Genomic DNA, 22186 nt, shown 5'->3' on the forward strand with positions numbered 1-22186 from the left:
AGCCCGTAGTCCAAGCCCAAGCCCAAGCCCAAGCCCGGATTCGAGTCCGGCCCTGAGCAGGAGCCCGAGTCCGCGTCCACCCTCGAGCCCAAGCCCGAAGCGGAGTCCGGCTCCGATCCCGAATCCGAGCCCGTAGTCCAAGCCCAAGCCCAAGCCCAAGCCCGGATTCGAGTCCGGCCCTGAGCAGGAGCCCGAGTCCGCGTCCACCCTCGAGCCCAAGCCCGGATCCGAGTCCGGCCCCGGCCACGACCCCCACTCCCACCCCACCCCCCGAGTTCCACCCCGCCCCCAATCCCGCCCGCCCCAAACACCACCCGCCCCCGACCCGATACACGCCAGGCGCGCGATCCCCCAATCCCGGTACCGCCCCGCCTCCCACCGACCCTCCGCCTCCGAAGGTGCGTCCAATACGCTCGGCAAGCCGTCCGAACCCAAGGAGTCGTCACGTGGTCCCGATCGCCCCGGGCGCAGTTCCGCTGCTCGGCCACACTCCGGCGTTGCTGCGTGGCCGCTGGGACTTCGTGTCGTCGCTGCGTGCCCACGGGCCGATCGTGCGGATCCGGGTCGGGCCGAAGGAGTTGTACGTCCTCAACGACCCCGCCCTCGTGCGCTGCGTCCTGGTCGAACACGCGGACACGATCGAGCGGGACGGCTTCTTCAAGCAGGCCCGGTTGCACATCGGGGACGGCCTCGCCGCATCCGACGGGCCCCTGCACCGCAGCCAACGGCGGACCCTGCAGCCTGCGTTCCAGCGGTCCCGGATCGGCGGGTACGTCGAGCTGATTCGCCGCCAGGCCGAGGAGGCGAGTGCGCAGTGGTTGCCGGGGGCCACGCTCGCGCTGGATCGGGAGATGAGCGAACTCGGGCTCGGTACGCTCGGCCGGTTGATCTTCGGGGAGAATCCGGCCGCCGACGCGGCGGTGGCCGAGGTACGACGGTCGCTGCCGGTGTTCATCCAGGAGGTGTTCACGCGCACCGTGTTGCCGGAGTGGGCCCGGCAGTTGCCGACACCCGGCAATCGGCGCTTCGCCGAGACGGGTAGCCGGTTGCGGGCGGCGATCGCCTCGGCCGTCGACGCCGGTGCGGGTACGGGTCTGCTCGGCGAGTTCGCGCGCATGGACATGTCGCCCGAACTGGTGCGCGACGAGGCGGTGTCGATGCTGATCGCCGGCAACGACAACACGAATGCCACCCTTTCGTGGGTATTTCACGAGATCGGGCGGCATGAGGACGTGCGCAAACGCCTGCACGCCGAACTCGACGACGTGTTGGCCGGCGGACCGGTGACCGCCGAGAACATCGGTGCTCTCGTATATACAAGGTGTGTTGTCGACGAGACGCTTCGGTTGTACGCGCCCTGGCTGGTGGTTCGCCGGGCCAATCGCGACGTCGACGTGATGGGCCATCACATCCCGAGCGGCAGCGACGTGTTGTACAGCCACCATGCCCTGCATCGGGATCCCGCACTGTTTCCGGAGCCCGAGCGCTTCGATCCGGACCGATGGGCCGAGCCGGGCTATCGCGGGCATGTGCGGGGCGTGTACATGCCGTTCGGTGCGGGCGTGCACCGCTGCATCGGCGAACACCTGTTCCTGGCCCAGATCGTGACCACCGTCGCGACCGTGTCGGCCCGATGGCAGCTCCGACCCGCGCCCGGCAGGCCGTCCCGGCCGAGGACGAGCGCGCTGCCCCGCCCCGGACACCTCCCGGTCACGGCCGTCCGCCGAAGGACCTGAGGCCGCCGCGAGGAGGCAACCCGCCCTGGGCCTACCCCAGACGGGACCGCCCGCGCAGGGACCGCACACTCCCGGGGCCGCCCTCCTCGGGGCCGCCGGCTCGGGACGGCCCGCCCCCGGAACCGCCCGGGGCGAGACCTTCCATCCGTCGACCCGCGGCGCCCCCGACCACCGACCCACGCCCGAACTCCCCACCCCCACAAGCACCTAAGCGATTTGACGATACTTCGACCCCTTCGCCGGATTCGCCGACGAGACCCCGTGCTCGTCCACGCAGCGTGTCGAGTACGGTTCGCAGCGTCGGGTCGGCAGTGCGTTATCACGTCCGGGCGATCACGGTGCGCGTAGAACTCGGCCGGCCAACAATTGCCCGAAAGTGCTTGCGGAGGGCCTCGTTTCGGGACCATCGTGGGGCCCGTTCGGTGTCCGGAACGAGATGCTTGCCCGTGATCTTTGGTGGGGTCGGGTTCGTCATATGGCGTCCGCGATCGTGCTGGTTGACGCGGTCGGAAATTGTTTCGGAAAGCTTCGAATGATCGACTTCGGCGGCTGTTTTCGGGCCGTTCACCATTCACCTGACAGTGTGTGTGGTGGAAGATACGAGCGGTAGCTCCGAAGTGGATCACGGTCCGCACGGAACCTGGGTGGACCCGGCAGAGCAAGGGGGCGGAGCCGGTGGTGAAGGCAGCTACGGAACGGCCATCGGGTAACGGCGTCGTGTCGCAGGGCGCCGCCGCCGGTGGCGCGATGCCGGTCACGCCTACGCGCAGCCTCGGCGCCAGACGCCGGCGGCCGGCGCTCATCGCGCTCTCGGTCGCGCTGATCGCGGCCGGCGGACTCGGGTCGGCGGCGTTCTATCAAATGGGCGACAAACGTGTGCCCGTGCTCGCCGTCGCGCGCACGGTGCCGTACGGCCAGACCATCGCCGCCGACGACCTGCGGGTCGTGGAGATCAACGACGCGCCCGGACTGCGCCCGATCGGATCCGGCTCCAAGGCCGTCATCGTGGGCAAACGCGCCGCCGTCGAGCTGCGCGCGGGCACCCTGTTGACCTCGGATCAGGTCACCGAGCGGATTGCGATCCAGCCGGGCGAGACGCTCGTCCCGATCGCCGTGGACGGGACCAAGATGCCGGTGCAGCGGGTCACTCCCGGCACCCGGATCCTGGTCGTGACCGCGGTACCCGTGGCCGGCGGCAATACCAACCCCACGGCGGCGCAACCGATCACCACCGCGGCCACGGTGATCCGCTCCGCCGCCACGGACTCCGCTTCGAGCTCCGACAAGTCCGTCCTGGACGTGGCGGTCCCCGCCAAGGACGGTCCGGTGCTGGCTCTCCAGGTGGCCGAGGGCAGGTTCTCCATCGTGGTGCTGAACACGGGCAACGCGGACGCGGCACCGGCCAGGACCGGAGGGGCCCCATGACCGTCGTCGCGGTCACCGGTGGCGCCGGCGCACCCGGCGCCACCTCGACCGCGCTTGCCCTCCTGCTCACCTGGCCGCTGCCGGCCGGCCGTCGGGTGATCCTGATCGAGGCCGACCCGGACGGGGGTTCGATCCTGGCCGGCGCGCTCCAGGGTCGGGTTTCGGCCGAATACGGCCTGCACCAACTGGGTGTGGCGCACCGTCAGGGAAACCTGGTGGACGCGTTCTTCCGGCAATTGGTCGACCTGTCCGACGGTCGGCGCGAACGGCTGCTGCTGCCCGGCCTGGTGGACCCCACCCAGGCCTCCGGACTGGCCTACACGTGGGATCCGATCTCGCAACTCGCGGCCGGTCTGGGCAATCAACAGATCCCGCACGACGTGATCATCGACCTCGGCCGGCGCGGCACCACGGGCGCGTCGGCGATCGCCGCGCGCCGGGCCGATCTGGTACTGCCGGTCGTACGCGGGACGTTGCCCTCGCTGGCCCAGGCGCAGCCCCGACTGGTCTCGTTGCGCAACGACCTCGACACGCACGGAACGGGCTCGGACTCGATCGCGCTCGTGGTGATCGAGGAGGGTCGGTACGCGCGACAGGAGATCGGCAAGCACCTGGAGGCGCCCGTGTTGGGCCTGCTGCCGTTCGATCCGGAACGTGCCCGGGTGTTGTCCGCCGGCGAAGGGGACACCGGAAAACGCTTCCTGCGTTCGAAGTTCATGCGGGCCGCGCGCACCACCGCGGAAGCCGCCCTGGCCCTGGCCAACCAGCGCCGGATGCGGCTGGCGCCGCGCCCGGCGCCCGGCGGCGAGTTGCCGTCCGGGCCCGACGCGCCCATGGCGGGGGACGGTTGGGCCCAGGCCGCCGCCTACATCCGCCGGCCGGCGGAGCCGGAGTCGCGACCCGAGGCCGAACCGGCGCACCGGCCGGCCGGCGAGGAGGCGGGTCATGTTCGATAACGCGCGACCCCTGCACCCGGATCCGCACAACAAACCGGAACCCGAGCCACCCGTCGAGACCGGCCACCGCCCGCACATGCACGTCGTGCCGGGCCTGCCGGAGGCGGAGGACGTGCTGTACGCGCCGCCGGCGCCGCCGCTGCGTACCTGGCCGGAGGGGTTCCAGCGAGGCACCCCGGCCGGACCCGACGCGGCTCCCGGGCAGACCTGGTCGGCGGGCGCGGGCTCGCTCACCCCCGCCGTGGGCCACACCCCGCCGCCGACACCCGCCAACGGCACGCCGGTTCCGCCGGCCGCGTCGGCGCCCCCGAACGGGCTGCTGAACGGCGCGTCCCGGCACGCCGGCAGTCGGGACGGCATGTTCACCGTGCCGCCGACCGCGAGCGTGAGCGCGAACGGCGTCGGTACGGTCAGCCGCCGACCTCCGCCCGCCGGACAGTCGCCCGCCACGACCACCACCGCCAAGCCACCCCGAAACCCCTCCGGCGAACCGGTGGTGGACCCGGCCCTGGTGCGGATACTGAAGGAACGCGCGGCCGAACAGCTGCACGAATTCGACAAGTTGTCGCCCGGACTGACCAACGAGGACCGTGAGCAGCGCGGCCGGGCGATCGTCGCCCAGGTCGTCGCCGAATGGGCCGACATCACCGCGCGCGAGCGCGGCATCTCCACCACTCCCGCCGAGGACCGGGCAATGGCCCGCGCGGTGTGGGACTGGCTGTTCCGGGCCGGGCCGTTGGAGCCGTACCTGACCGACCCCGCGGTGGAGAACATCCTGGTCAACGGCTACGACACGGTCTGGGTGGACTACGCCGACCGGCCCCGCGTCCAGGTACCGCCGCTGACCTCCTCCGACGAGGAGCTACGCGAGTTGCTCCGCGACCTGGCCCGACGGCACGGCAGCGGCGAACGCACCCTTTCCACCGCGCAGCCCACACTGGCCCTGCGGCTGCCGGACGGCTCGCGGCTCCAGGCGATCACCGAGGTCACCCCGCACACCTACGTGACGATCCGTCGGCACCGGGTGCGCGACGTGCGGCTCGCCGAACTGATCGGCCTGGGCACGCTGGACCGCACCCTGGCCGCCTTTCTGGGCTCGCTGGTCCGGGCCAAGAAGAACCTGATCATCTGCGGCACCCAGGGTGTGGGCAAGACCTCGCTGCTGCGGGCGTTGTCCCACGAGATCCCCCGGGACGAGCGGATCGGCACCTTCGAGACCGAACTCGAACTCTTCCTCCACGAGTTGGGGCACCTGCGCCAGGTGGTCGCGATCGAGGCCCGGGAGGGCAACGGCGAGCGGGGCATCGACGGCAAGTCGGCGGGGGAGTTGACCATCGGCGAACTGATCCCCTCCGCGCTGCGCATGTCGTTGTCCCGGATGATCGTCGGCGAGGTGCGCTCCAGCGAGATCGTGCCGATGTTGCGGGTGATGACGAACGGCGAGGGCGGCTCGATGTGCACGCTGCACGTGCGCGAGCCGGACATGATCTTCGACCGGATAGCCGAACTCTGCCTGGAGTACGGCGCGCACATGAGCCCCGAACTGGCCTACCGGCTGGCCTCCAACGCGGTCGACTACGTCGTCTTCGTACGGATGATCGACGAGACGGCGATCGGCGGGAAGCGGCATCGTTTCGTGTCGCACGTGCTGGAGGTGACCGGGATGGGCGAGCACCGCCGCCCGGCCGTGAACACGATCTTCGCGCCGACCGGCGACGATCCGCGAGGCATGGCTCGGATGTATCCCTCGGACATGCCGGACCTGATCCGGGCCGGGTTCAGTCCGCATCTGCTCGACGAGCCGCACGGCTGGCGGCCGTTGCAGCTGAAACTGCATCAGGGCGGGTGACGGACATGGGTGACGCGCTGTTGGTCGCGGTGTGCGGCTGCCTGCTGGTGGGCGGCCTGATCGGCTTGGTCGTCGGACTCGTCGGCACCTACGACGACCCCACGCCCAAGCCGCCCGGGCGGCTGGAGTTGGCCGTGCGCCGAATGCGGTCGGGTCCGGTGAGCGCCCGGCAACGCACCGCCCGACGGGTGCGACTGGGCATCGGGATCGTGGTGGCCGCGCTGGTCTGGCTGTTCACCGGTTTCCTGATGGCCGGCCTCCTGGTGATCGTGGCCTTCACGGGACTGCCGTGGTTGCTCGCGCCGACCAAGAGCGACCGCACCGTCATCAACCGGCTGGACGCGCTCGCCGAATGGACCCGGCGGATCGCCGACCTGATCGAGCTGGGTGCAGGCCTGGAGAACGCGATCCTCACTTCACGCGCGACCTGTCCGGAGCCGATCGTCGAGGAAGTCGGCGACCTGGTCAGCCGGTTGCAATCGCGATGGCGTCCGGACGAGGCACTGCGGGCGTTCGCCGCCGACCTGGGCGACGCCACGGCGGACAAGATCGCGGCGGCGCTGATCCTGCGCTCCGCGGACCGCGGCCCCGGCCTGGCGATGGCGCTCAAGGACCTGGCCGGCACGGTGCGCGAAGAGGTGCGCCAGCGCCGCGCGATCGAGGCGGACCGGGCCGGCGCCCGGATCGCCGTGCGCTGGATCACCTACATCACGCTCGGCGTGACCGCCCTGGTCGTGGTGATCAACCGCAGCTACGCGGAGCCGTACGGGAGCGTGGCGGGACAACTGGTCCTGCTGTTGCTGGCGATGGCCTATATCGGCACGCTGATGTGGATGCGGTCGCTGGCCACCGACCGCGCCAAGCCCCGGTTCCTGGTCGCCGATCCGCGCAGCGTGGTCAAGGCTGCCAAAGCGGTGGATGCGCAACAGGCGGAAGGTGTGCACAGCGCACCCGTGTTGCGGGGTGAGTGGTCGTGATCCCACCCGCGGTGATCGTCAGCGGTTGTGTCCTGGGCGCGGGCGTCGCGCTGCTCGTGCGCGAGTTGTGGCCGGCGCCGCCGGACCTGGGCAACGCGCTGAATCGGCTCTCCGGCACGCCCAAGCGGCGTACCGAGCAGACCGGCAGCAAGTACGACGATCAACTCGTCACGCTGGCCCGACGCATCCCCGGCTTCCGGGTGCCACACCGTGAACTCGACCTGGTCGGCGAGACGGTCGCGCAGTTCGTCCGCACGAAGGCGCTGATGGCCCTGCTCGGGCTGCTGCTTCCGGCGATGCTCTCCGCGGTGCTGGTGGCCACCGGCATCGGAGTGGCTTTCTACGTACCGCTGTTCCTGTCCCTGTCGGTGGCGGCGGGGATGTGGTTCATTCCGGACTTCGCGCTGCGCGACCAGGCAAAGGCCGCCCGGACCGAATTCCAACACGCGGCGGCCGCCTATCTGGACCTGGTCGCGCTCGGCCGCGCCGGTGACGCCGGCCCGGCCGAGGCGCTGGAGCGGGCCGCGGCCGTGGGGGACGGCTGGGCGTTCGCCCGGATCCAGGACGCGTTGGCGCGGGCCAGGGTGAGCGGTGCGGACCCCTGGGACGGCCTGCGCGACCTGGCCAAGGATCTGGACCTTCCGGAACTCGCCGACGTGGCGGACATCATCGAGATGGCGGGCACCGAAGGCGCCGCGGTGTACGGCACGTTGCGGGCCCGGTCCCAGTCGCTGCGCATCGAACTGCTCGCGAACGAACACGAACAGGCGAACGCGGACTCGGAGCGGCTCACCGTTCCGGGGACGATGCTCGTGGTGATCATGGGAATCCTGCTCGGATTCCCGGCAATATCCCGGATTTTCTCGGTATGAACGACCTTCGGACTCCGAGCCGTTCTCCGGAAGGAGTACAGGCAATGCAAACCGGTTCCTCGTCCCCCGCGGTACTCGATCGCGTGGAAAGCGCCGTACACAGACTGGCCCCGGCCCCGATCGCCTTCGTGTTGATGGTCACGGGCGGCGTGGTGGACCGCTATCGGCGGTTGCGCAAGGAGCGCGACCACGGCGCGGTCAGCATCGAGACGGCGATCATCGTCGCGGTGCTCATCGTTGCCGCGGTCAGCATTGCGGCGGTCATCTACGCCATGTACCAGAAGTACCAGAAGGGCCTGAAGGACTCCGACAAGGACTACCAGGAGCCGAAGCCGAACGCGTAGAGATCCGTCCCCCGAAGACCCGACGCCCAAGGATCCGGACCCGTTCTCGTGAACAAGGTGCCCCGCGGCTTTCCCGCCGATGCGATCCGACGCCGTCTGCGCAAGGCAGGCGGCTCGGATCGCGGCGGCATGTCCATCACCATGGCGATCATCTTCCCGGTGTTCATCCTGGTGCTGCTCGCGGTGATCCAGGGATGCCTGTGGTGGTACGCGCGCGAAGTCGCGATGCAGGCGGCCAAGGAGGGCGTCGAGGAGGGTCGGCACAAGGGCGGCAACATCGGGGACGCGGAGAAGCGCAGCCGGGATGTGGCGAAAGACCTCAGCGGGGGAATGCTCAAAGACCTGAAGGTGACTCCGGAGCGAGTCGACGGCAGCCGGCTCAAGGTGACCGTCGAGGGCACATCGTTGTCGATCGTGCCCGGCATCGGGAGTCTGACGATCACGCAACACGCGGACGGCGTTGTCGAGCGGTGGACGACAGCGGGCCGATGAAGACCTGGGGGGCGAGGGTGCACAGGGGGAGCCTGCGGGCGGACGAGGGGTCGTTCGCCTTGGAGGCAGCGGTACTTGCGCCCGTGTTGATCGGGTTCCTGTGTCTGGTCATCGCATTCGGGCGCACCACGCTGGCCGGCAACGGGGTCGATGCGGCGGCGAAGGCCGGGGCGCGCGAGGCCTCGATCGCGCGCGACGAGTCGACCGCCCGTACGCGGGCGATGGCGGCTGTGGAACGGTCCTTGGCCCAGGACGGGATCGATTGCTCGGCCGAAACCGTCGTCGACACCTCCGGGTTCAGCGTCAAGGTCGGTACGGCGGCGACCGTCACCGTGACGGTCGCCTGCAAGGTCTCGCTGTCCGATGTCGCCTTCCCGGGCATCCCGGGGTCGAAGACCATGCGTGGCACCTTCACCTCCGTGATCGACACCTACCGGGAGAGGTCGCCGAAGTGACGGCCGTGTGGCGAATCCGCGCGCGCGACAGGGGCGTCACCGCCGACCCCGGGGATCGCGGCTCGCTGGCCATCATGCTCGCGATCATGATGGCGGTGATCATTCTGCTCGTCGGGCTGGTGGTCGACGGCGGCGGCAAATTGCGCGCGGATTCCAAAGCCGATGCGTTCGCACAGGAAGCGGCACGTGCCGCCGGGCAGGCGATCGACCCCATCAAGGCCATTCCGGGGACGGCGATCGTGGTGCCCAGGGAAAGTGCCAAGAACGCAGCGCGCGACTACCTCGCCGGAACGGCGGTGGAACCCGACCCCGAGGTCAGCGTCGCTCCGGACGGCCGCAGCATCGAAGTCATCGTGACCCTCAAGTACAACACCAAGGTGGCCGCCTTCTTCGGCGTCTCCACCGTCACCGTCAAAGGCCATGCCCGTGCCGGGCTCGTCCATGGGATCCAAACCCCGGAGGACGCACCGTGACCGTTACCCAAGGCCCTCGTCCCGGCGCCGGTTCCGGTCCCGGGGCGCACGCTCGCAGCCGTGACGACCGCGGCAGGCGCCGTGGTCTCGGCCGCTTCCTGTTCGACCTCGTGCGTGGTGTGCTCAGCCTCGCCGTTCTGCTCGCGCTGCTGGTCGGCCTGCCGGCGCTGCTCGTCGTGGCCACCACGACACTGTTGCCGCGCCGACTACCCGGACTGGACGAGGTCACCAAGATCCTGACCGCTCCCGACGACGGGAGCGGGTTCATCGCGGCCCTCGCGATCATCGCGTGGATCGCGTGGTTGTGCTTCGCGATCTCCGTCGTGGTGGAAATCCCGGCCCAGGTCCGGGGGTTGTCCGCACCGCGGATCCGCGGCCTGGGCTGGAGCCAGAAGGCGGCCGGGGCACTGATCGGCGGCATCATGCTGCTGCTGCCCACCGGCACCGCACTTGCCGCGGGGCAGGCGCAGGCCGCTCCGCATCTGCCGGACAGCGTCGCGAGTGCGCCCAGCGCGGTGGTGGAGCAGGAAATCCCGGTCCGGGTACAGGAACCCGGGCCGAGCGCCGGGCCCACGCATACCGTTCAGCGCGGTGATTCGTTGTGGACGATCGCCGAGGAACGGCTCGGCGACGGCAAGCGGTGGACGGAGATCGCCAAGCTCAACGATGGCAAGGTGATGGCGAACGGCCAGCGGTTCGATTCGGCGGACTACGTCGAGGTGGGCTGGGTGCTCGCGCTGCCCGCGAATGCGGCACCGCCCGCCGAGGTCAAGGCCGCGCACGCGCCCGAGACCGGGCCCGGGGACCAGCGCGACGACAAGAAGGCTCTGCCGCAGACGGTCACGGTCAAGCCCGGCGACACCCTTTCGGACATCGCCGAGGAGCTGCTCGGCGACGGCGACCGCTATCCGGAGATCTTCGCCGCCAACAAGGACAAGCCGCAACCGAGCGGCTCGGTGCTGACCGACCCGAATGCGATCGAACCCGGGTGGACGTTGTCCATCCCCGGCGCCGGCGGCAACGAGGCACAACAGCCGCCGCAGCAGCAACCACAGCAACAGCCGCCCCAGCAACAACAACCTCAGCAACAGGCGCCGCAACCACCGCAGCAGCAACAACCGCAACCGCCCCCTGCCGCCGAGCAGAAGCCGTTCGTCGAGACTCCGCCGCAGATCGCCAAGCAGGACCCGATCACCGCGCCGAGCGCCCCCGCCAAGCCGAGCCAGGCGCCGAAGCAGAAGTCCGAGAACAGCAATCCGACCGGTAGCCGGGCCGAGGTCCCGAGCACGAGCGGCGACGAACGTTCGGTGCCGATCGGCGCCATTGCGCTGGGGGCGGTCGGTGCCGCGGCGGTACTGGGCGCACTGCTGGTGCGCCGCCGGCTTCAGCAGTCGGTACGCCGGGACGGCCGCCGGATCGCGATGCCCGCTCCGGAGGCCGCGGACCTCGAACAACAGCTGCGGGCGACCGAAACCCCCGACGCGCTGGACCTGTTCGACCGCACCCTCAGGACGCTGTGTGCCCGGATGTCGGATACCGGGCGAACCCTGCCGCTGATCGACTCGGTGCAGCTGACCGATCGGCAACTCGAATTGCATCTGGCCGCGCCCTCCCCGCCGCTGTATCCCTTCGAGGCGGTGCACGGCGACCACATGCACTGGACCTGCCCGGCGGACGCCGAGTTGTTGCACACCAGTGCGGCGGCCAACGTGCCCGCGCCCTATCCCGCGCTCGCCGTGTTGGGCGAAACCGACGACGGCCGGCAGTTGTTGATCGATCTCGAATCGCTCGGCGTGGTCGGGCTCACCGATGGCTCCGGCGCGGACAACCTCGCGGTGTTGCGCGCGCTGGCGGTCGAGCTGCTGTCCAACGTGTGGAGCGACGATCTGTGCGTGACGGTGGTCGGCTTCGGTCGCGAACTGCGCGACGTCGAACGCGAGGGCCGGCAACAACTGCGCTACGCCTACTCGCTGGACGAGGCCCTCGGCCGACTGGCCACCTGGTCGGACGAGGTGGTCGGGCTCCTCGACGACGCCAAGCTCACCTCGCCGCGCCAGGCTCGCACCAAGGGCATCCTGCCGGACACCTGGCCGCCGGAGATCGTGTTGTCCCTGGAGCCGCTGACCGAGGCACACGTGCCGCACATCCAGCGGTTGACCAACACCTACCCGCGTGCGGCCGCCGCGATCATCGCGCCGATCCACGCCGAGCCCTGGCTCAGCGGACTCGGCGTGACCCGACTGCCCACGGTGCCGGGTCTGGTGACGCCGAGCCGGATCAATACCGACGTACACGTGCAGCGCCTCGAAGACCCCCAGTACCAGGCGCTGGTGAGCATGTTCACCGTCTCCAAGGATCTGGACGGGGTGCCCGCCGACGAGGTGCTGATCCCGGGTCAGCGAGCCGACCACGAGCCGGAACCCGTCCAGGTGGGTGCCGGTGCGACCGGTGGCAGCATCTCCTCGGCCGCGTGGTCCGCGGTCGGCGGGATGGAGCGGCCGGCCCGGATGGGCGGCGGCACCGCGACCGAACTGGACGCGAGCGCCGAGGCGTCTCCCGACTACTACCAGCCCGATCCCACCGATCCCGAGCCGGACGAGCGGGCCTTCGCGGCGCCGGCGCCGAATGCGGGCGGCCGGGTCGGCTCGGGCTCCTGGGGCGCCGCGGTGTATCCGGTCACCGGACGGCCGTTGGCGCCGCCGGAGCGGATCGAGCGGCGCGTGGGATCGCCGGAGGACACCGGTTCGTTGCCCCTGCCCTGGCTGCCCGACGACCCGCACGAGTACGACCCGGAGCAGTCCGAGCAGTCCGAGCAGTCCGAGCAGGCGGAACGCGGCGACGAGCCGCAGCTGTTCCGGCCTTCGCCGGCCGGTTCGGACGGTGCGGGTGCGGTGGGGCCGCGGACGTATCCCGAGTCGACCGGAGCGGCCGAGCCGGCGGTCGACGAGCGGCCCGCCGCCGAGGTCGGTACGGAGCCCGGGTATCCGGAACAGTCATATGCCGAACCGCCGTATGCGGAACCGCCGTACCCGCATCCGCCATATGGCGGTGAAGCGTCGGTGCCGTCATCCTTCGAGGAGCCGACCGCCGACGGGTCGGTCCGTGCCGGGTCGGTGTATGCCGAGCCGCACGCCCAGGACGCTCTCGTCGCCGCGCCGGATTTCGGGGAACCGGTGCCACAGGACGAGGCGTTCGGGGCGGCGGCACCCGGGACAGCGGCGTCCGATGCGGCGGACCCGGCGGATTCGACCCTCGGCGAACCGGTCTTCGGAGCGCCCGTCGTTCCCGAACAGGCGGCCGAGCGCGACCTGGTGGTCGACGAGCGGTCGGTGTCGGACGCCGGGCACGAAGAAATAGGACTCGAAGGGGTGGACGATCCCGAGGACCACCCCTACGCATCCGCCGAGGAAGCCGGACGTCCGGCGGATCCGGCGGCGGCCGCAGAGGCCCCGGACGAGGGAACAGCAGTGCCGATCGACGCCCGGACCAGCACCGGAGAACAAGCCCCGCCGTGGGATGTCGAGGACGCCCGGGACGGCGGCTACGCGGCCTACCCGGCACACGCCGCCAACGGACACGGGGGTGTCCGTGCCGACGTACTGACCGGCCCGGGGGTCCAGGTACTGGGCCCGGACGACGAAGTCGACCTGATGCAGGGCGGCGAGCGCGAGCGCACCGCTGCGGCGCCGACCGCTCCGGGGGACGCGCTGCCGAAGCCGGCGGAGAGCGCCGCGGGCGGCGTCGAGATGCCGTCCGCCGAGTACTGGGGTGCGCCGGGGCAGGTGCAGGAGGGCCTGACCGCCGAGGACTCCGGCATGTTCCTGGTCGTCGCGCCGGACCCCGAGGCGGCCGTGTCGGAGGCTCCGGAGGTGGGGTCGACCTGGGACGTCGCGCCGCCGGTCGCCGCATTGCCCGCCGAGGCCCCGGCCGCGCCCGGACAACTCTCGGAGGGCTTCGCACCGACCTACCCGGAGATTCGCATACTGGGTCAGGTCGATCTGATCGGCGTCGGTGAGGAGGTCGAGCACGGCCGTCGGGCCCGGCTGACCGAACTCGCCGCGTGGATCGCGCTGCACCCGGGTCGCCCGCTGACCGAACTCGACGCCGCGGTCTGGCCGCTGGGCGTCACCGCCACCGCACGCAACTCGGCGATCAGCCAGCTGCGCCGCTGGGTGGGCACCGGCCAGGACGGAACGAGCCACCTGCCGGCCGCGGTCGGCGGCGGAGGCTACGCGTTCGGACCGGGGTTCGCCTGCGACTGGTTCCGCTTCCGCCAATTGGTGGCGCCCGGCCTGTACGGGAGCCACGAGGTGGCGATGGACTACGCGAGGGCGTTGGACATAGTGCGCGACGCGCCGTTCGACGGAGTGGGCCCGCGCCGCTACGTCTGGGCCGAGCCGTTCCGGCAGCAGATGATCGCCGAGATCGTCGACGTCGCCGCCCGACTGGCCGATTACCACCTGGACAACCACGACCCGCAGGCCGCCAAGCGGGCCTGCTCGGTCGGTCTGGTGGTGTGCCCGGAGTCGCAGATGCTGTATCGCACCATGTTCCGGGCCACGCACATAACAGGCGACCGTGCGGAGTTGGACTACTACGTCGATCGGCTGGACGGCCTGCTCGCCGGTCTCGGCGCGGAACCCGAGCCGCTCACCGTCGAGTTGCTGCGCGACCTGCTGGACGACTGAACGGGCGGTGGGCGGATCGGCGCGGGTCGCCGGTTCGCCCACCGGCACGGCCCCGTCCGGGTCGTCCCGATCAGGTGCCGCGAACCAGGAGCACGAGCACCGCGGCGCCGAGCAGGAAGGGCCCGAACGGGACCACGCTGCCGCGGCCGGCGCGCCTGCTCACGGCGAGCCCGATCGCGTACAGGCCCACGCATACGTACGCCGACACCAGCGCCTGTCCGAGCGCCGCCCAGGACAACCAGCCGACCACCAAGCCGACCAGACCCGCCGCCTTGGCGTCGCCCAGGCCGATGCCGACACCACACAGCGCGAGGACCAGGTGCACGGTGTACGCCGCGGCCATCGCGAACAGCGCGCGGAGGTAGGCGTCCCGGTCGAACGGGATCAGCAACAGCGCGGCGAGCAACGGATATCCCGGCAGGGTCAGCGGATCCGGCAGCCGCATCAACCGCGCGTCGCACACCACGAGCGCCGACGCGAGCAACGCGAAGGCGAGGAAGGCGGGCAGGACCGCCTGGGCGCCGACCCGCCAGACCAGCGCGCCGCCGGTGAGCACGAACGCGCTCGCGATGATCGGCAGGTCGCGCCGCAGCACGCCGGCGGTGTCCGCGTCGAGATGGATCGGAGATATCCGCACGGCATCGGATCCTGTCAGACGGATGGCCGGACCCGGGCTCGGTGGTGAGCGCTTCGGGCCCGGCGGCGAGCGAGCCGGGCTCGGATCGGGTGCGTTTGCCGCGGAATCCGTACCGAGGCACCGGGTCGGACGGCACACTGGAGCCGTGCCCAAAGCCATGGCGTTCGACCCGTTCCAGCCGCTCCCCGCCTCCGCCGCATCGGATTTCGAGGACGGCCACGCGACGACGCGCGACGGCGTATACGTGTTCGACGACGAACGGATCGTGCTCGCGGTCAACGTCGCCCTGGCGACCCGCCGACCGCTACTGGTGTTCGGGCCGCCCGGATCCGGCAAGTCCACACTCGCACCGAACGTCGCGCGGTATCTGGGACGGGTCTGCCACACCGAGGTGATCACCGCGCGGACCGAACCCGAGGACCTGCTCTGGCGCTTCGACGCGCTCCGCCGGCTCAACGACGCGCAGATTCGCAAGGTCGCCCCGACGATCGGCGCCTACTGCGCGCAGGGCGTGCTGTGGAAGGCGTTCGACCCGTATCGGACCGTGCCCGGGCCCGCGGACAAGCAACCCGCCGCGGTCGCCTACGGTCGGCACACCGGGCCTGCGCCGCAATCGGTGGTGCTGATCGACGAGATCGACAAGGCCGACCCGGACCTGCCGAACAGCCTGCTGGTGCCACTCGACACGCTGCGGTTCACCGGCCCGGACGGCGAAGAGGTCCGGGCCCGCCCGGGCGCGGAACCGCTCGTCGTGATCACCAGCAACAACGAGCGCGAACTGCCCGCGCCGTTCGTTCGTCGCTGCATCCTGTTGTCCCTCGAAGCCCCGGACCGGACACACCTGTTGAAGGTCGCACGCAGCCATCTCGGGGCCCACTACGACGAATCCATGGCCGAGCAGGTGGCGGACCATCTGCTGCGGATCGCGAACGAGTCCGCGTCGACCGCCGGGCCGAGCACGGCCGAGTTCCTCGACACCCTGCGGGCATGCCACGAACTGGGCGTCACCGCCGGCAGCCACACCTGGGACCTGGTCGTGGAGGTCGCGCTGAGCAAGGGTCGAGGGAGCGCGAGGCCGCACGAGTGAGGGCCGAACGGGGGCAGGTGCACCTCGGCGACCTGATCCGGGCGATCGACGCTCTGGAGGTCACCGACGTGGCGACGGCGGCGGGGATCGCCCGGATGCTCGGTATGGCCGATGCGGGGGACCCGGAGGCGCAGGCAGGTATCGCGGCGGAACCGGCGGCGCAGGCGGGCGAGGCCGACCCGGACCCCGCCACGTGGGACGAACCGCCCCCGGCGGGCCCGGGATCCGCGCCGGCACCACCCCATGAGGCGGACGGCGGCTGCTCGGTGCTCACCCTGCGCGGGCCGACGCCGGGCCCGGACGGCACCGACGGCACGGACGGCGTGGCCGAGTGGGACCCGGTCGGTGTAAGGCGGTTGCTCGACCCCGGCGGGAACGACGGTGCGCCGGAGCCGCCGTGGTCGGCGCGTTGGGCACCGGGAGTGATGTTCGCGGTGGCCTCGACAGACGTATTCGGTCGCGTCCTCGACGAACGCGCGCTGATTCGTGCCATGGCCGCCTGCTCGCCGGTGCGCGGATTGCCGTTCCGCATCCGGCCGAGCACTCGGCTGGGCATGCAACTGGTCCTGGACGGCGGCGAGTCCATGCTGCCCTTCCGGGCCGACCAGCAGTGGTTGCGTGAACTCGCGGACGCCGTGGTCGGGCGCGGCCGGGTCGAGGTGCTGCGGTTTCGGGGCACCCCGGGCCGCGGCGTACGCGTGGTGGGGCGGCGGCGCGTGCGGGTGGCCTACCGGCCGCCGGCGGCGGGTACGCCCGTGGTGGTGGTGTCGGATCTGGGCCTGCGCCGACTGCCGTTCAGCGGATCCTCCGCGGCCGGTGTCGGCGAATGGCGGGACTGGCTCGACGCGGTACGCCGGGCCGGGTGCCCGGTGGTGTGCTTGACGCCGTACGAGGCGTGGGCACACCCGTGGACTCTCCGGCGACGAGTGGCGCTGATACCGCTGGATCGTCGGACCTCGATTCGCGCGGCCCGGCGGGAGAGTCGACGGGTGCGGAAGGGGGTGCGGCGGTGACGGATCAGGGCCCGATGATCCTCGGGGTAGCGGCTGCCGGTGTGCCCGCCGGGCATGTCGAGTCCGTTCACCCGACGGTGCACGCCTACCTCCATCGGTTGGCCAGGACCGATCCGCCCCTGCACACGCTCGCTCGATCCCTGTGTCTGGCCCCGCACGCCACACCGGCGTTCGTCCGGCGGGCCCGGCTGGAGTTCGTCCCGGCCAGCGCCGCGGGCCTGGAGGCGGACCTCTGGTTCTCGCCACTGGTCGAGTCGGCCGACGCGCGGGCCGTGGTGCTCGATCCGGTGCTCGCGGCCGGGTTGCGGCACTCCCTTGCCCAGGACCCGGCGCAATGGCGCGCGGTGCACGCGCTGACCGAGGAAATGCAGCGCGAGGCGCCGGAGTTGGTGCGCCGCTACACCCGGTTGGCGGTGGCCGATGCCGGCGGGCCGGACGCGGACGCCGAACTGGCCGGATTCGCCGAGGCGATCGCGGCGGACGCACCCGACGACGCTTCGGCCGAGGATGTGTCCCGCTGGCTGGTGCACTTCCTGCCCAGGCTGCCCCGAGTGCTCGCGGCCGGTGCCCTCGCCCGCACGCTGCTGATCTCGGCGGCGACCCGACTGGCCGTCGACCCGCCGAAGTGGGTGCTCGACCGGCACGGGCCGGAGGGCGTTGCCGCGGCTCGTGCGGCAGTACGCGGCCACGCGGAACTGGGCGTGCGGCTCGACGACGACGGGCTGATCCTCAGCCGCCCGCCGGAGCACGGTTCGCGCGTGCTCGAAGTTCCGGGTGCGGAACGGGTGCGGATCGAGCTGGCGGGGCCCGGTGCGGATCCGACGCAGGGATACCCGGTGGAGGTGGGGGCGGCCGAGACGGTTCGGGTCTCGGTCGCGGTGTTCGCCGACCTGACCGGCTTCTCCGTCGTCGAGGTCCCGCCGACGGGTGGCCGGCCCACGGGCGGCGAGGTGGCGATCGGAACCTCGGAGGTCCTGCTCACGGACGCCGAGGTGGTGTTCGGGGCGTCGGAGGTGCTGGCCGACGGGAAGCTCAGGGCGGTGCTGCGCCGGACGGGCGACGGGTCGGAACTGGCCCTGCGACACGGCACGATGCGCCGCACGGTGCGGCTGCGCGGAACCCCTCGCCTGCTGCGCGCGGACGAGCGCACCGGGACGGTCCTGCTGGCCACCGAGGACGAGTTGGTGGTCGTCCGCACCGACGGGAGCGAGACCGCATACTTCGGCGGCCTGGGAGAGCTCCGGGACACGATCGTCGCCGCGCCCCATCCCTCGTTGCCCACCCCGTGGGTGATCGTGGCGAACGAACACGGCGTGTGTGTCGTGCGACCGGATGCGCCGGCCGATCCGCCGAGATATCTGTCCCGTTCGGCCGAACCGGGCCTGCGGATCTGGGTCGGCGTCGAGTCGTCGGAACTGGTGATCGTATCCGGCAGCGCGGAGCCGCAGTTCATCGATCTGGCCAGCGGCGCTCGGATGCCGACCGAGGCGCAGGCCGACGTGTTGCCGGCGACGGCGATCACCAGCGGGCACGGCGGCCGGCCCCTGCTGTACGCACAAACCGGTCCGCGACTGGTGCTGATGCCGACGCGGGACTCGACCCAGGTGGTCCGAGGCGGCGGGTTGAGTTCGGACATCGTGTCCGTGGCGATCAACCGCAGCGGATCCAGGGGTGCGAGTGTGGACCGGCAGGGCCGGCTGGTGCGTTGGGACGGCCCGATGATGTCGCGCCCGATGTATGTGGTGCCGCTGCCGTTCCGGGCGATCGACGTCTCGGGCGCGGACCCGCGGCCGTTCACCGTGGTCGGCCGAGGTGGTCCGGTCGAGCTGCGCGATCAAGCCGGCCGGAGCATGCTGCTGGCCCCCGCCCGTCGATCCGAACCCGATACGGGATGGCTGCGGGACACGCTCGTCGCCACGATGCCCGACGGGCCCGCCGGCGACGCCGCTCTGGAATCACTGCGGCGGGCCGGGATCGACTGTGCGCGAGTGGCCTTCCCGATGGTGGGGACGCAGCCCGTGCACCTCGGCTCGGACCCGGCGTCGGAGTTCCTGCGTGCGGCCCGCGCGGCCGGGATCAAGGTGCTGGCCGAACTGCCCGTCGGGCCCGCGATGGACGAGATAGGGCCCGAGCGGGCGCCTGGTTTGCTGCGCCGCTGCGCCGAGTTGCTCGCAGCCGGGGCGGACGGAGTGTGTGTGTCGCTGTCGCCCGAGGGCTGGGGCGGAGCGACCTCGACGGGTCGGGACGACGGGTCGGTGGACTTCCTGCGGTCGCTCCGGCGGTTGGTCGACGAGCATCCGGGCCGGGTGCTCGTGCTCGACCGCGGCGCGAGCGGCGACTCGATGTCGGGTGCCCGGGACGCATGTTGCCACCTCGTGCTCGCCCAGGAGAGTCGTTCGTGGCGAGAGGCAGCGGGTCTCGCGAGGGGCGATGAGCACGTGGCACCGAACTGGGCCGTGTCGCTCGCGGCCCGTCCCGACGAGGATCCGGCGCGCGTACGAGCACTGGCCTCGATCGCCCTCGCGCTACCCGGCCTGCGTGCCGTCGCCGAACTGCCGAGCGGGCCCGCGAGCGAGGCTGTCGCTGCTCTGCTGCGCACGCGGGGTCGAGAGCGGGCGCTGACCCGAGGCATCGTGTCCTGGTTGGGCTCCCCGGGTCCGGACGTGATCGCGCTGTCGCGGCGGTACGAGGGCGAGTTCGTGGTGTGCGTGGCCAATCTGGGGCCGCGCCGCAGCGCTGTCGCACTGACCACGCCCAGCCTGCCGCGCGGCACCCTGGTGGATCTCCTGGATCTTGGGGCGCCGCGTCCGGTGCCGCCGCTCGGGGGGAAATCGCCGACGATGCTCACCCTCGCCCCCGACGAATACCGCTGGTTCCGCCTGTTGACGACCGACGAGCTCTATGCGGGTCGCTCGTGACCATCCATGACTTCCCCGAGCCGCGGGGTGCCGTGCCGGTGCCGCGGCCGCGGATCTTCATCAGCCACAGCACGCGGGCCAAGCCCGGACAGGTCTGCTGCCGGTGCCTGGACGCACGCGAAGCGCTGGTGGAGCAGCTGGCAGCCGAGGGGTTCGAGCCCGTGTACGACAAGGACTTCCTGCGCAGCGGTGACGGGTGGCAGCAGGAGATCGCGGTCCAACTGCACGGCAGCCAGGCCACGGTGCTGCTGCTGTCCCGGCACGCGCTGGATTCGGCGAACGTCGGCTACGAGGCGAGCATCGCCGACGGCAGACGGCGCGCGGACGCGCGATACCGCCTCATCGCACTGAAGTTGCCGGACGTACGGCGGGCCGATCTGGACGCGAGCGCGCTCAGGGCGATCCACCTCGGCGAAGTGGACATGTGCGACTGGGCGGAGGACGAGATCGCCGAGAACCGGCTGCCCGACAAGCTGCGTACCGATCTGGCCCAGATCCGGCTGTGGCACCTGGACCGCTCGTCGCCCACCCGCAACGCCGTGACGTATGCGCTGGCCGAGGCGTACGAAGACCGACTGCGGGCCGCCGCGGATCTGCTCGGGGTACGCGAGCGGCTCGACCGCAGGGTGTTGCGAGAACGGCTCAGCGAGGCACTGCTGACCGAGCGGGCCCCGGCGCCCCGGCCGGAACCGGACCCGCTGGTACGGGCGTTGAACGAGGTGCTGCCGGTTCTGCGGACGGAGCCGGCGAGTACGGTGGCCGACCTCAGTGTCGTGTACGCGCGGGTGCCCACGGTCGCCGCCGTGCAGTTGGGTGAGTTGCGCAGGCGCGCGGAGGGGCGAGTCGCGGTGCTTGCGGCGACTCGGGGCGGGACCCTGCGTGCCTACCTGCTCCGGGCGAGCGGACACCCGCGTCCGTGGCCGCACTTGGAGGTCACGGTGCCGGCCGGGGCCGGGATAGTGGCGGGCCTGATCGCCGCGATCCGGGACCGGGTGGCCGGCTACCTCGACTACGACGGCTATCACGACCCCGAGTTGGAGGGCGAGGCCGGATTCCGGGACGTGATCCGGGCGCATGCCCAAGAGACCGGGCCGATCGTGGTGGTGATCAGGCACCAGCCGGACGCGGCGTTGCTGCGCGAACTGCGGACGGCGTTCCCGCACCTGCTGCTGCTGTTCGTCACCGATCGGGCCGGCGCCTGCGGTTCGATCGAGGTGACCGAGCTGATGCCGTTGACGCCTTCCGGTGAAGGCGAGTTGAAGCGTACGCACGGCCGGGCGATGGAACTGGCCGGGCACCTTGAACGAGCGAACATGCCCTGGAGGCCGGCGTGACCGTCACGGATCCGGTGTTGGCCCAGACCTGGCGTGCGCAGCGCCGGTGGTCGCTCGCGGCGTCCGCGGCCAAGGCCTCGGTGCAGCGGTGGCGGCTGGTTCGGCTCGTCCTCGGGGTGAGCGGCGCGATCCTGGCCACGGCGGGCACCCGGGTGGACGGCGATGCGGGCACGGTGTCGTCCCTGGTCGGCGCGCTGTGTGTCGGGTTGGTTCCGCTGGTGACGTCACTGCGGCTGCACCCGGCCCGGGTCGAGGCGTGGACGCGGTTGCGTTCGGTCAGCGAGGGCCTCAAGAGCGAGGTCTACCTCTACTTGACGTCGAGTGATCGGTACTCGGGCAGCGAGGCCGAGCGCCGGGCGGCCCTGTCCGCGCGGCGCGCCTCCTTCGAGGACGATGCCGGCGATCTGCTCGCCGAGTTGCCGCAGTTGGATCCGGCCGCCGACCCGACGCCGCCGGCCGTGTCGGATGTGGACGGCTACGTGCGGGAGCGGGTCGACGTCCAGGCGGACGGCTACTACCGCGACCGGGTGGCTCTGATGCGGCGGGGCCTGACCCGGATCCAATTCGCCGAGTTCGTCTTGGCGCTCACCGGCATGACCCTCGCGGTGGTGGCGGGTACGGCCGACGACGCCGGGCTCGGCGCCTGGGTGCCGGTGGTGACCACGGTCTCGGCGTCGGTGATGCTCTACGGATACGGCGTGCGGTACCAGGAGAATCTGATCTCGTTCGCCCGCACGGCCGAGCAGTTGCGCCGGTTGCGCGACGACCGGACGGCGCGGATGCCGCTGGACCCGGCCGAGGAGGCCCGGTTCGTGGAGCGCTGCGAGAACGTCATCTCGATCGAGACCCAGGGGTGGATGGCCCGAGCCGCGCACGCGGATCCGGGACCACCGCAGTGAGTCGGGCGCGGCGGCGACGGCGGCACGGCCG

Annotated in this window: 17 protein-coding genes; 16 read left to right on the forward strand and 1 reads right to left on the reverse strand. The window is 71.4% G+C overall.

Features of this window, described 5'->3' with window-relative positions; genetic code table 11:
* Positions 1 to 446: 446 nt before the first annotated feature.
* From ACIBM5_RS10535 to ACIBM5_RS10585, 11 genes are all read left to right on the forward strand, one after another.
* Positions 447 to 1736, forward strand: coding sequence for a cytochrome P450 (locus ACIBM5_RS10535; protein WP_396006468.1), 1290 nt, complete (start codon positions 447 to 449; stop codon positions 1734 to 1736).
* Positions 1737 to 2414: 678 nt separating this feature from the next.
* Positions 2415 to 3161, forward strand: coding sequence for an SAF domain-containing protein (locus ACIBM5_RS10540; RefSeq protein ID WP_396006469.1), 747 nt, complete (start codon positions 2415 to 2417; stop codon positions 3159 to 3161).
* Positions 3158 to 4117 (forward strand): hypothetical protein, encoded by a 960-nt coding sequence (locus ACIBM5_RS10545; protein WP_396006470.1) that lies wholly within the window; start codon positions 3158 to 3160, stop codon positions 4115 to 4117. The genes ACIBM5_RS10540 and ACIBM5_RS10545 overlap by 4 nt, the downstream gene beginning before the upstream one ends.
* Positions 4107 to 5966 (forward strand): ATPase, T2SS/T4P/T4SS family, encoded by a 1860-nt coding sequence (locus tag ACIBM5_RS10550; protein WP_396006471.1) that lies wholly within the window; start codon positions 4107 to 4109, stop codon positions 5964 to 5966. Before ACIBM5_RS10545 ends, ACIBM5_RS10550 begins: the two co-directional genes overlap by 11 nt.
* Before the next feature lie 5 nt (positions 5967 to 5971).
* The gene (locus tag ACIBM5_RS10555; protein ID WP_391584927.1) at positions 5972 to 6943 is read left to right on the forward strand and encodes a type II secretion system F family protein; all 972 of its coding nucleotides are present in this window, start codon (positions 5972 to 5974) and stop codon (positions 6941 to 6943) included.
* Positions 6940 to 7815 carry a hypothetical protein gene (locus ACIBM5_RS10560; RefSeq protein WP_396006473.1) on the forward strand — a complete coding sequence of 292 codons (876 nt, stop codon included), beginning with the start codon at positions 6940 to 6942 and terminating at the stop codon, positions 7813 to 7815. Before ACIBM5_RS10555 ends, ACIBM5_RS10560 begins: the two co-directional genes overlap by 4 nt.
* 44 nt (positions 7816 to 7859) lie before the next feature.
* Complete coding sequence (locus ACIBM5_RS10565; RefSeq protein WP_396006474.1) at positions 7860 to 8159, forward strand: FeoB-associated Cys-rich membrane protein; 300 nt, start codon at positions 7860 to 7862, stop codon at positions 8157 to 8159.
* A gap of 48 nt (positions 8160 to 8207) precedes the next feature.
* Positions 8208 to 8651 carry a TadE/TadG family type IV pilus assembly protein gene (locus ACIBM5_RS10570; protein ID WP_396006475.1) on the forward strand — a complete coding sequence of 148 codons (444 nt, stop codon included), beginning with the start codon at positions 8208 to 8210 and terminating at the stop codon, positions 8649 to 8651.
* 17 nt (positions 8652 to 8668) lie between these two features.
* Positions 8669 to 9106 carry a TadE/TadG family type IV pilus assembly protein gene (locus tag ACIBM5_RS10575; RefSeq protein ID WP_396006476.1) on the forward strand — a complete coding sequence of 146 codons (438 nt, stop codon included), beginning with the start codon at positions 8669 to 8671 and terminating at the stop codon, positions 9104 to 9106.
* Complete coding sequence (locus tag ACIBM5_RS10580; RefSeq protein WP_396006477.1) at positions 9103 to 9579, forward strand: pilus assembly protein TadG-related protein; 477 nt, start codon at positions 9103 to 9105, stop codon at positions 9577 to 9579. The genes ACIBM5_RS10575 and ACIBM5_RS10580 overlap by 4 nt, the downstream gene beginning before the upstream one ends.
* Complete coding sequence (locus tag ACIBM5_RS10585; RefSeq protein WP_396006478.1) at positions 9576 to 14267, forward strand: LysM peptidoglycan-binding domain-containing protein; 4692 nt, start codon at positions 9576 to 9578, stop codon at positions 14265 to 14267. Before ACIBM5_RS10580 ends, ACIBM5_RS10585 begins: the two co-directional genes overlap by 4 nt.
* A 70-nt stretch (positions 14268 to 14337) precedes the next feature.
* Here the strand turns inward: ACIBM5_RS10585 and ACIBM5_RS10590 are convergent, their stop codons facing one another.
* Positions 14338 to 14904, reverse strand: coding sequence for a prepilin peptidase (locus ACIBM5_RS10590; RefSeq protein WP_396006479.1), 567 nt, complete (start codon positions 14902 to 14904; stop codon positions 14338 to 14340).
* A gap of 145 nt (positions 14905 to 15049) precedes the next feature.
* On the opposite strand from ACIBM5_RS10590, the gene ACIBM5_RS10595 reads away from it, so the two are divergent.
* From ACIBM5_RS10595 to ACIBM5_RS10615, 5 genes are read left to right on the forward strand one after another with little or no spacing between them, the layout of a single operon-like run.
* Positions 15050 to 15991, forward strand: coding sequence for an AAA family ATPase (locus tag ACIBM5_RS10595; protein ID WP_396006480.1), 942 nt, complete (start codon positions 15050 to 15052; stop codon positions 15989 to 15991).
* Positions 15988 to 17004, forward strand: a complete 1017-nt coding sequence (locus ACIBM5_RS10600; protein WP_396006481.1) for a hypothetical protein — start codon at positions 15988 to 15990, stop codon at positions 17002 to 17004. The genes ACIBM5_RS10595 and ACIBM5_RS10600 overlap by 4 nt, the downstream gene beginning before the upstream one ends.
* A 14-nt stretch (positions 17005 to 17018) precedes the next feature.
* Positions 17019 to 19922 (forward strand): hypothetical protein, encoded by a 2904-nt coding sequence (locus ACIBM5_RS10605; protein WP_396006482.1) that lies wholly within the window; start codon positions 17019 to 17021, stop codon positions 19920 to 19922.
* Positions 19919 to 21256 (forward strand): TIR domain-containing protein, encoded by a 1338-nt coding sequence (locus ACIBM5_RS10610; protein ID WP_396006483.1) that lies wholly within the window; start codon positions 19919 to 19921, stop codon positions 21254 to 21256. The genes ACIBM5_RS10605 and ACIBM5_RS10610 overlap by 4 nt, the downstream gene beginning before the upstream one ends.
* Positions 21253 to 22155, forward strand: a complete 903-nt coding sequence (locus ACIBM5_RS10615; RefSeq protein WP_396006484.1) for a DUF4231 domain-containing protein — start codon at positions 21253 to 21255, stop codon at positions 22153 to 22155. The genes ACIBM5_RS10610 and ACIBM5_RS10615 overlap by 4 nt, the downstream gene beginning before the upstream one ends.
* The last annotated feature ends 31 nt before the right edge of the window (positions 22156 to 22186 follow it).

The organism is Embleya sp. NPDC050493 (genome assembly GCF_044458105.1).
Taxonomy (GTDB): Bacteria; Actinomycetota; Actinomycetes; order Streptomycetales; family Streptomycetaceae; genus Embleya.

Excerpts from the sequence above, each read along its gene's own strand:
- ACIBM5_RS10550 (WP_396006471.1), top strand. The coding sequence starts at position 4,107 with ATGTTCGATAACGCGCGACCCCTGCACCCGGATCCGCACAACAAACCG.
- ACIBM5_RS10565 (WP_396006474.1), top strand. The coding sequence starts at position 7,860 with ATGCAAACCGGTTCCTCGTCCCCCGCGGTACTCGATCGCGTGGAAAGC.
- ACIBM5_RS10545 (WP_396006470.1), top strand. The coding sequence starts at position 3,158 with ATGACCGTCGTCGCGGTCACCGGTGGCGCCGGCGCACCCGGCGCCACC.
- ACIBM5_RS10555 (WP_391584927.1), top strand. The coding sequence starts at position 5,972 with ATGGGTGACGCGCTGTTGGTCGCGGTGTGCGGCTGCCTGCTGGTGGGC.
- ACIBM5_RS10605 (WP_396006482.1), top strand. The coding sequence starts at position 17,019 with ATGATCCTCGGGGTAGCGGCTGCCGGTGTGCCCGCCGGGCATGTCGAG.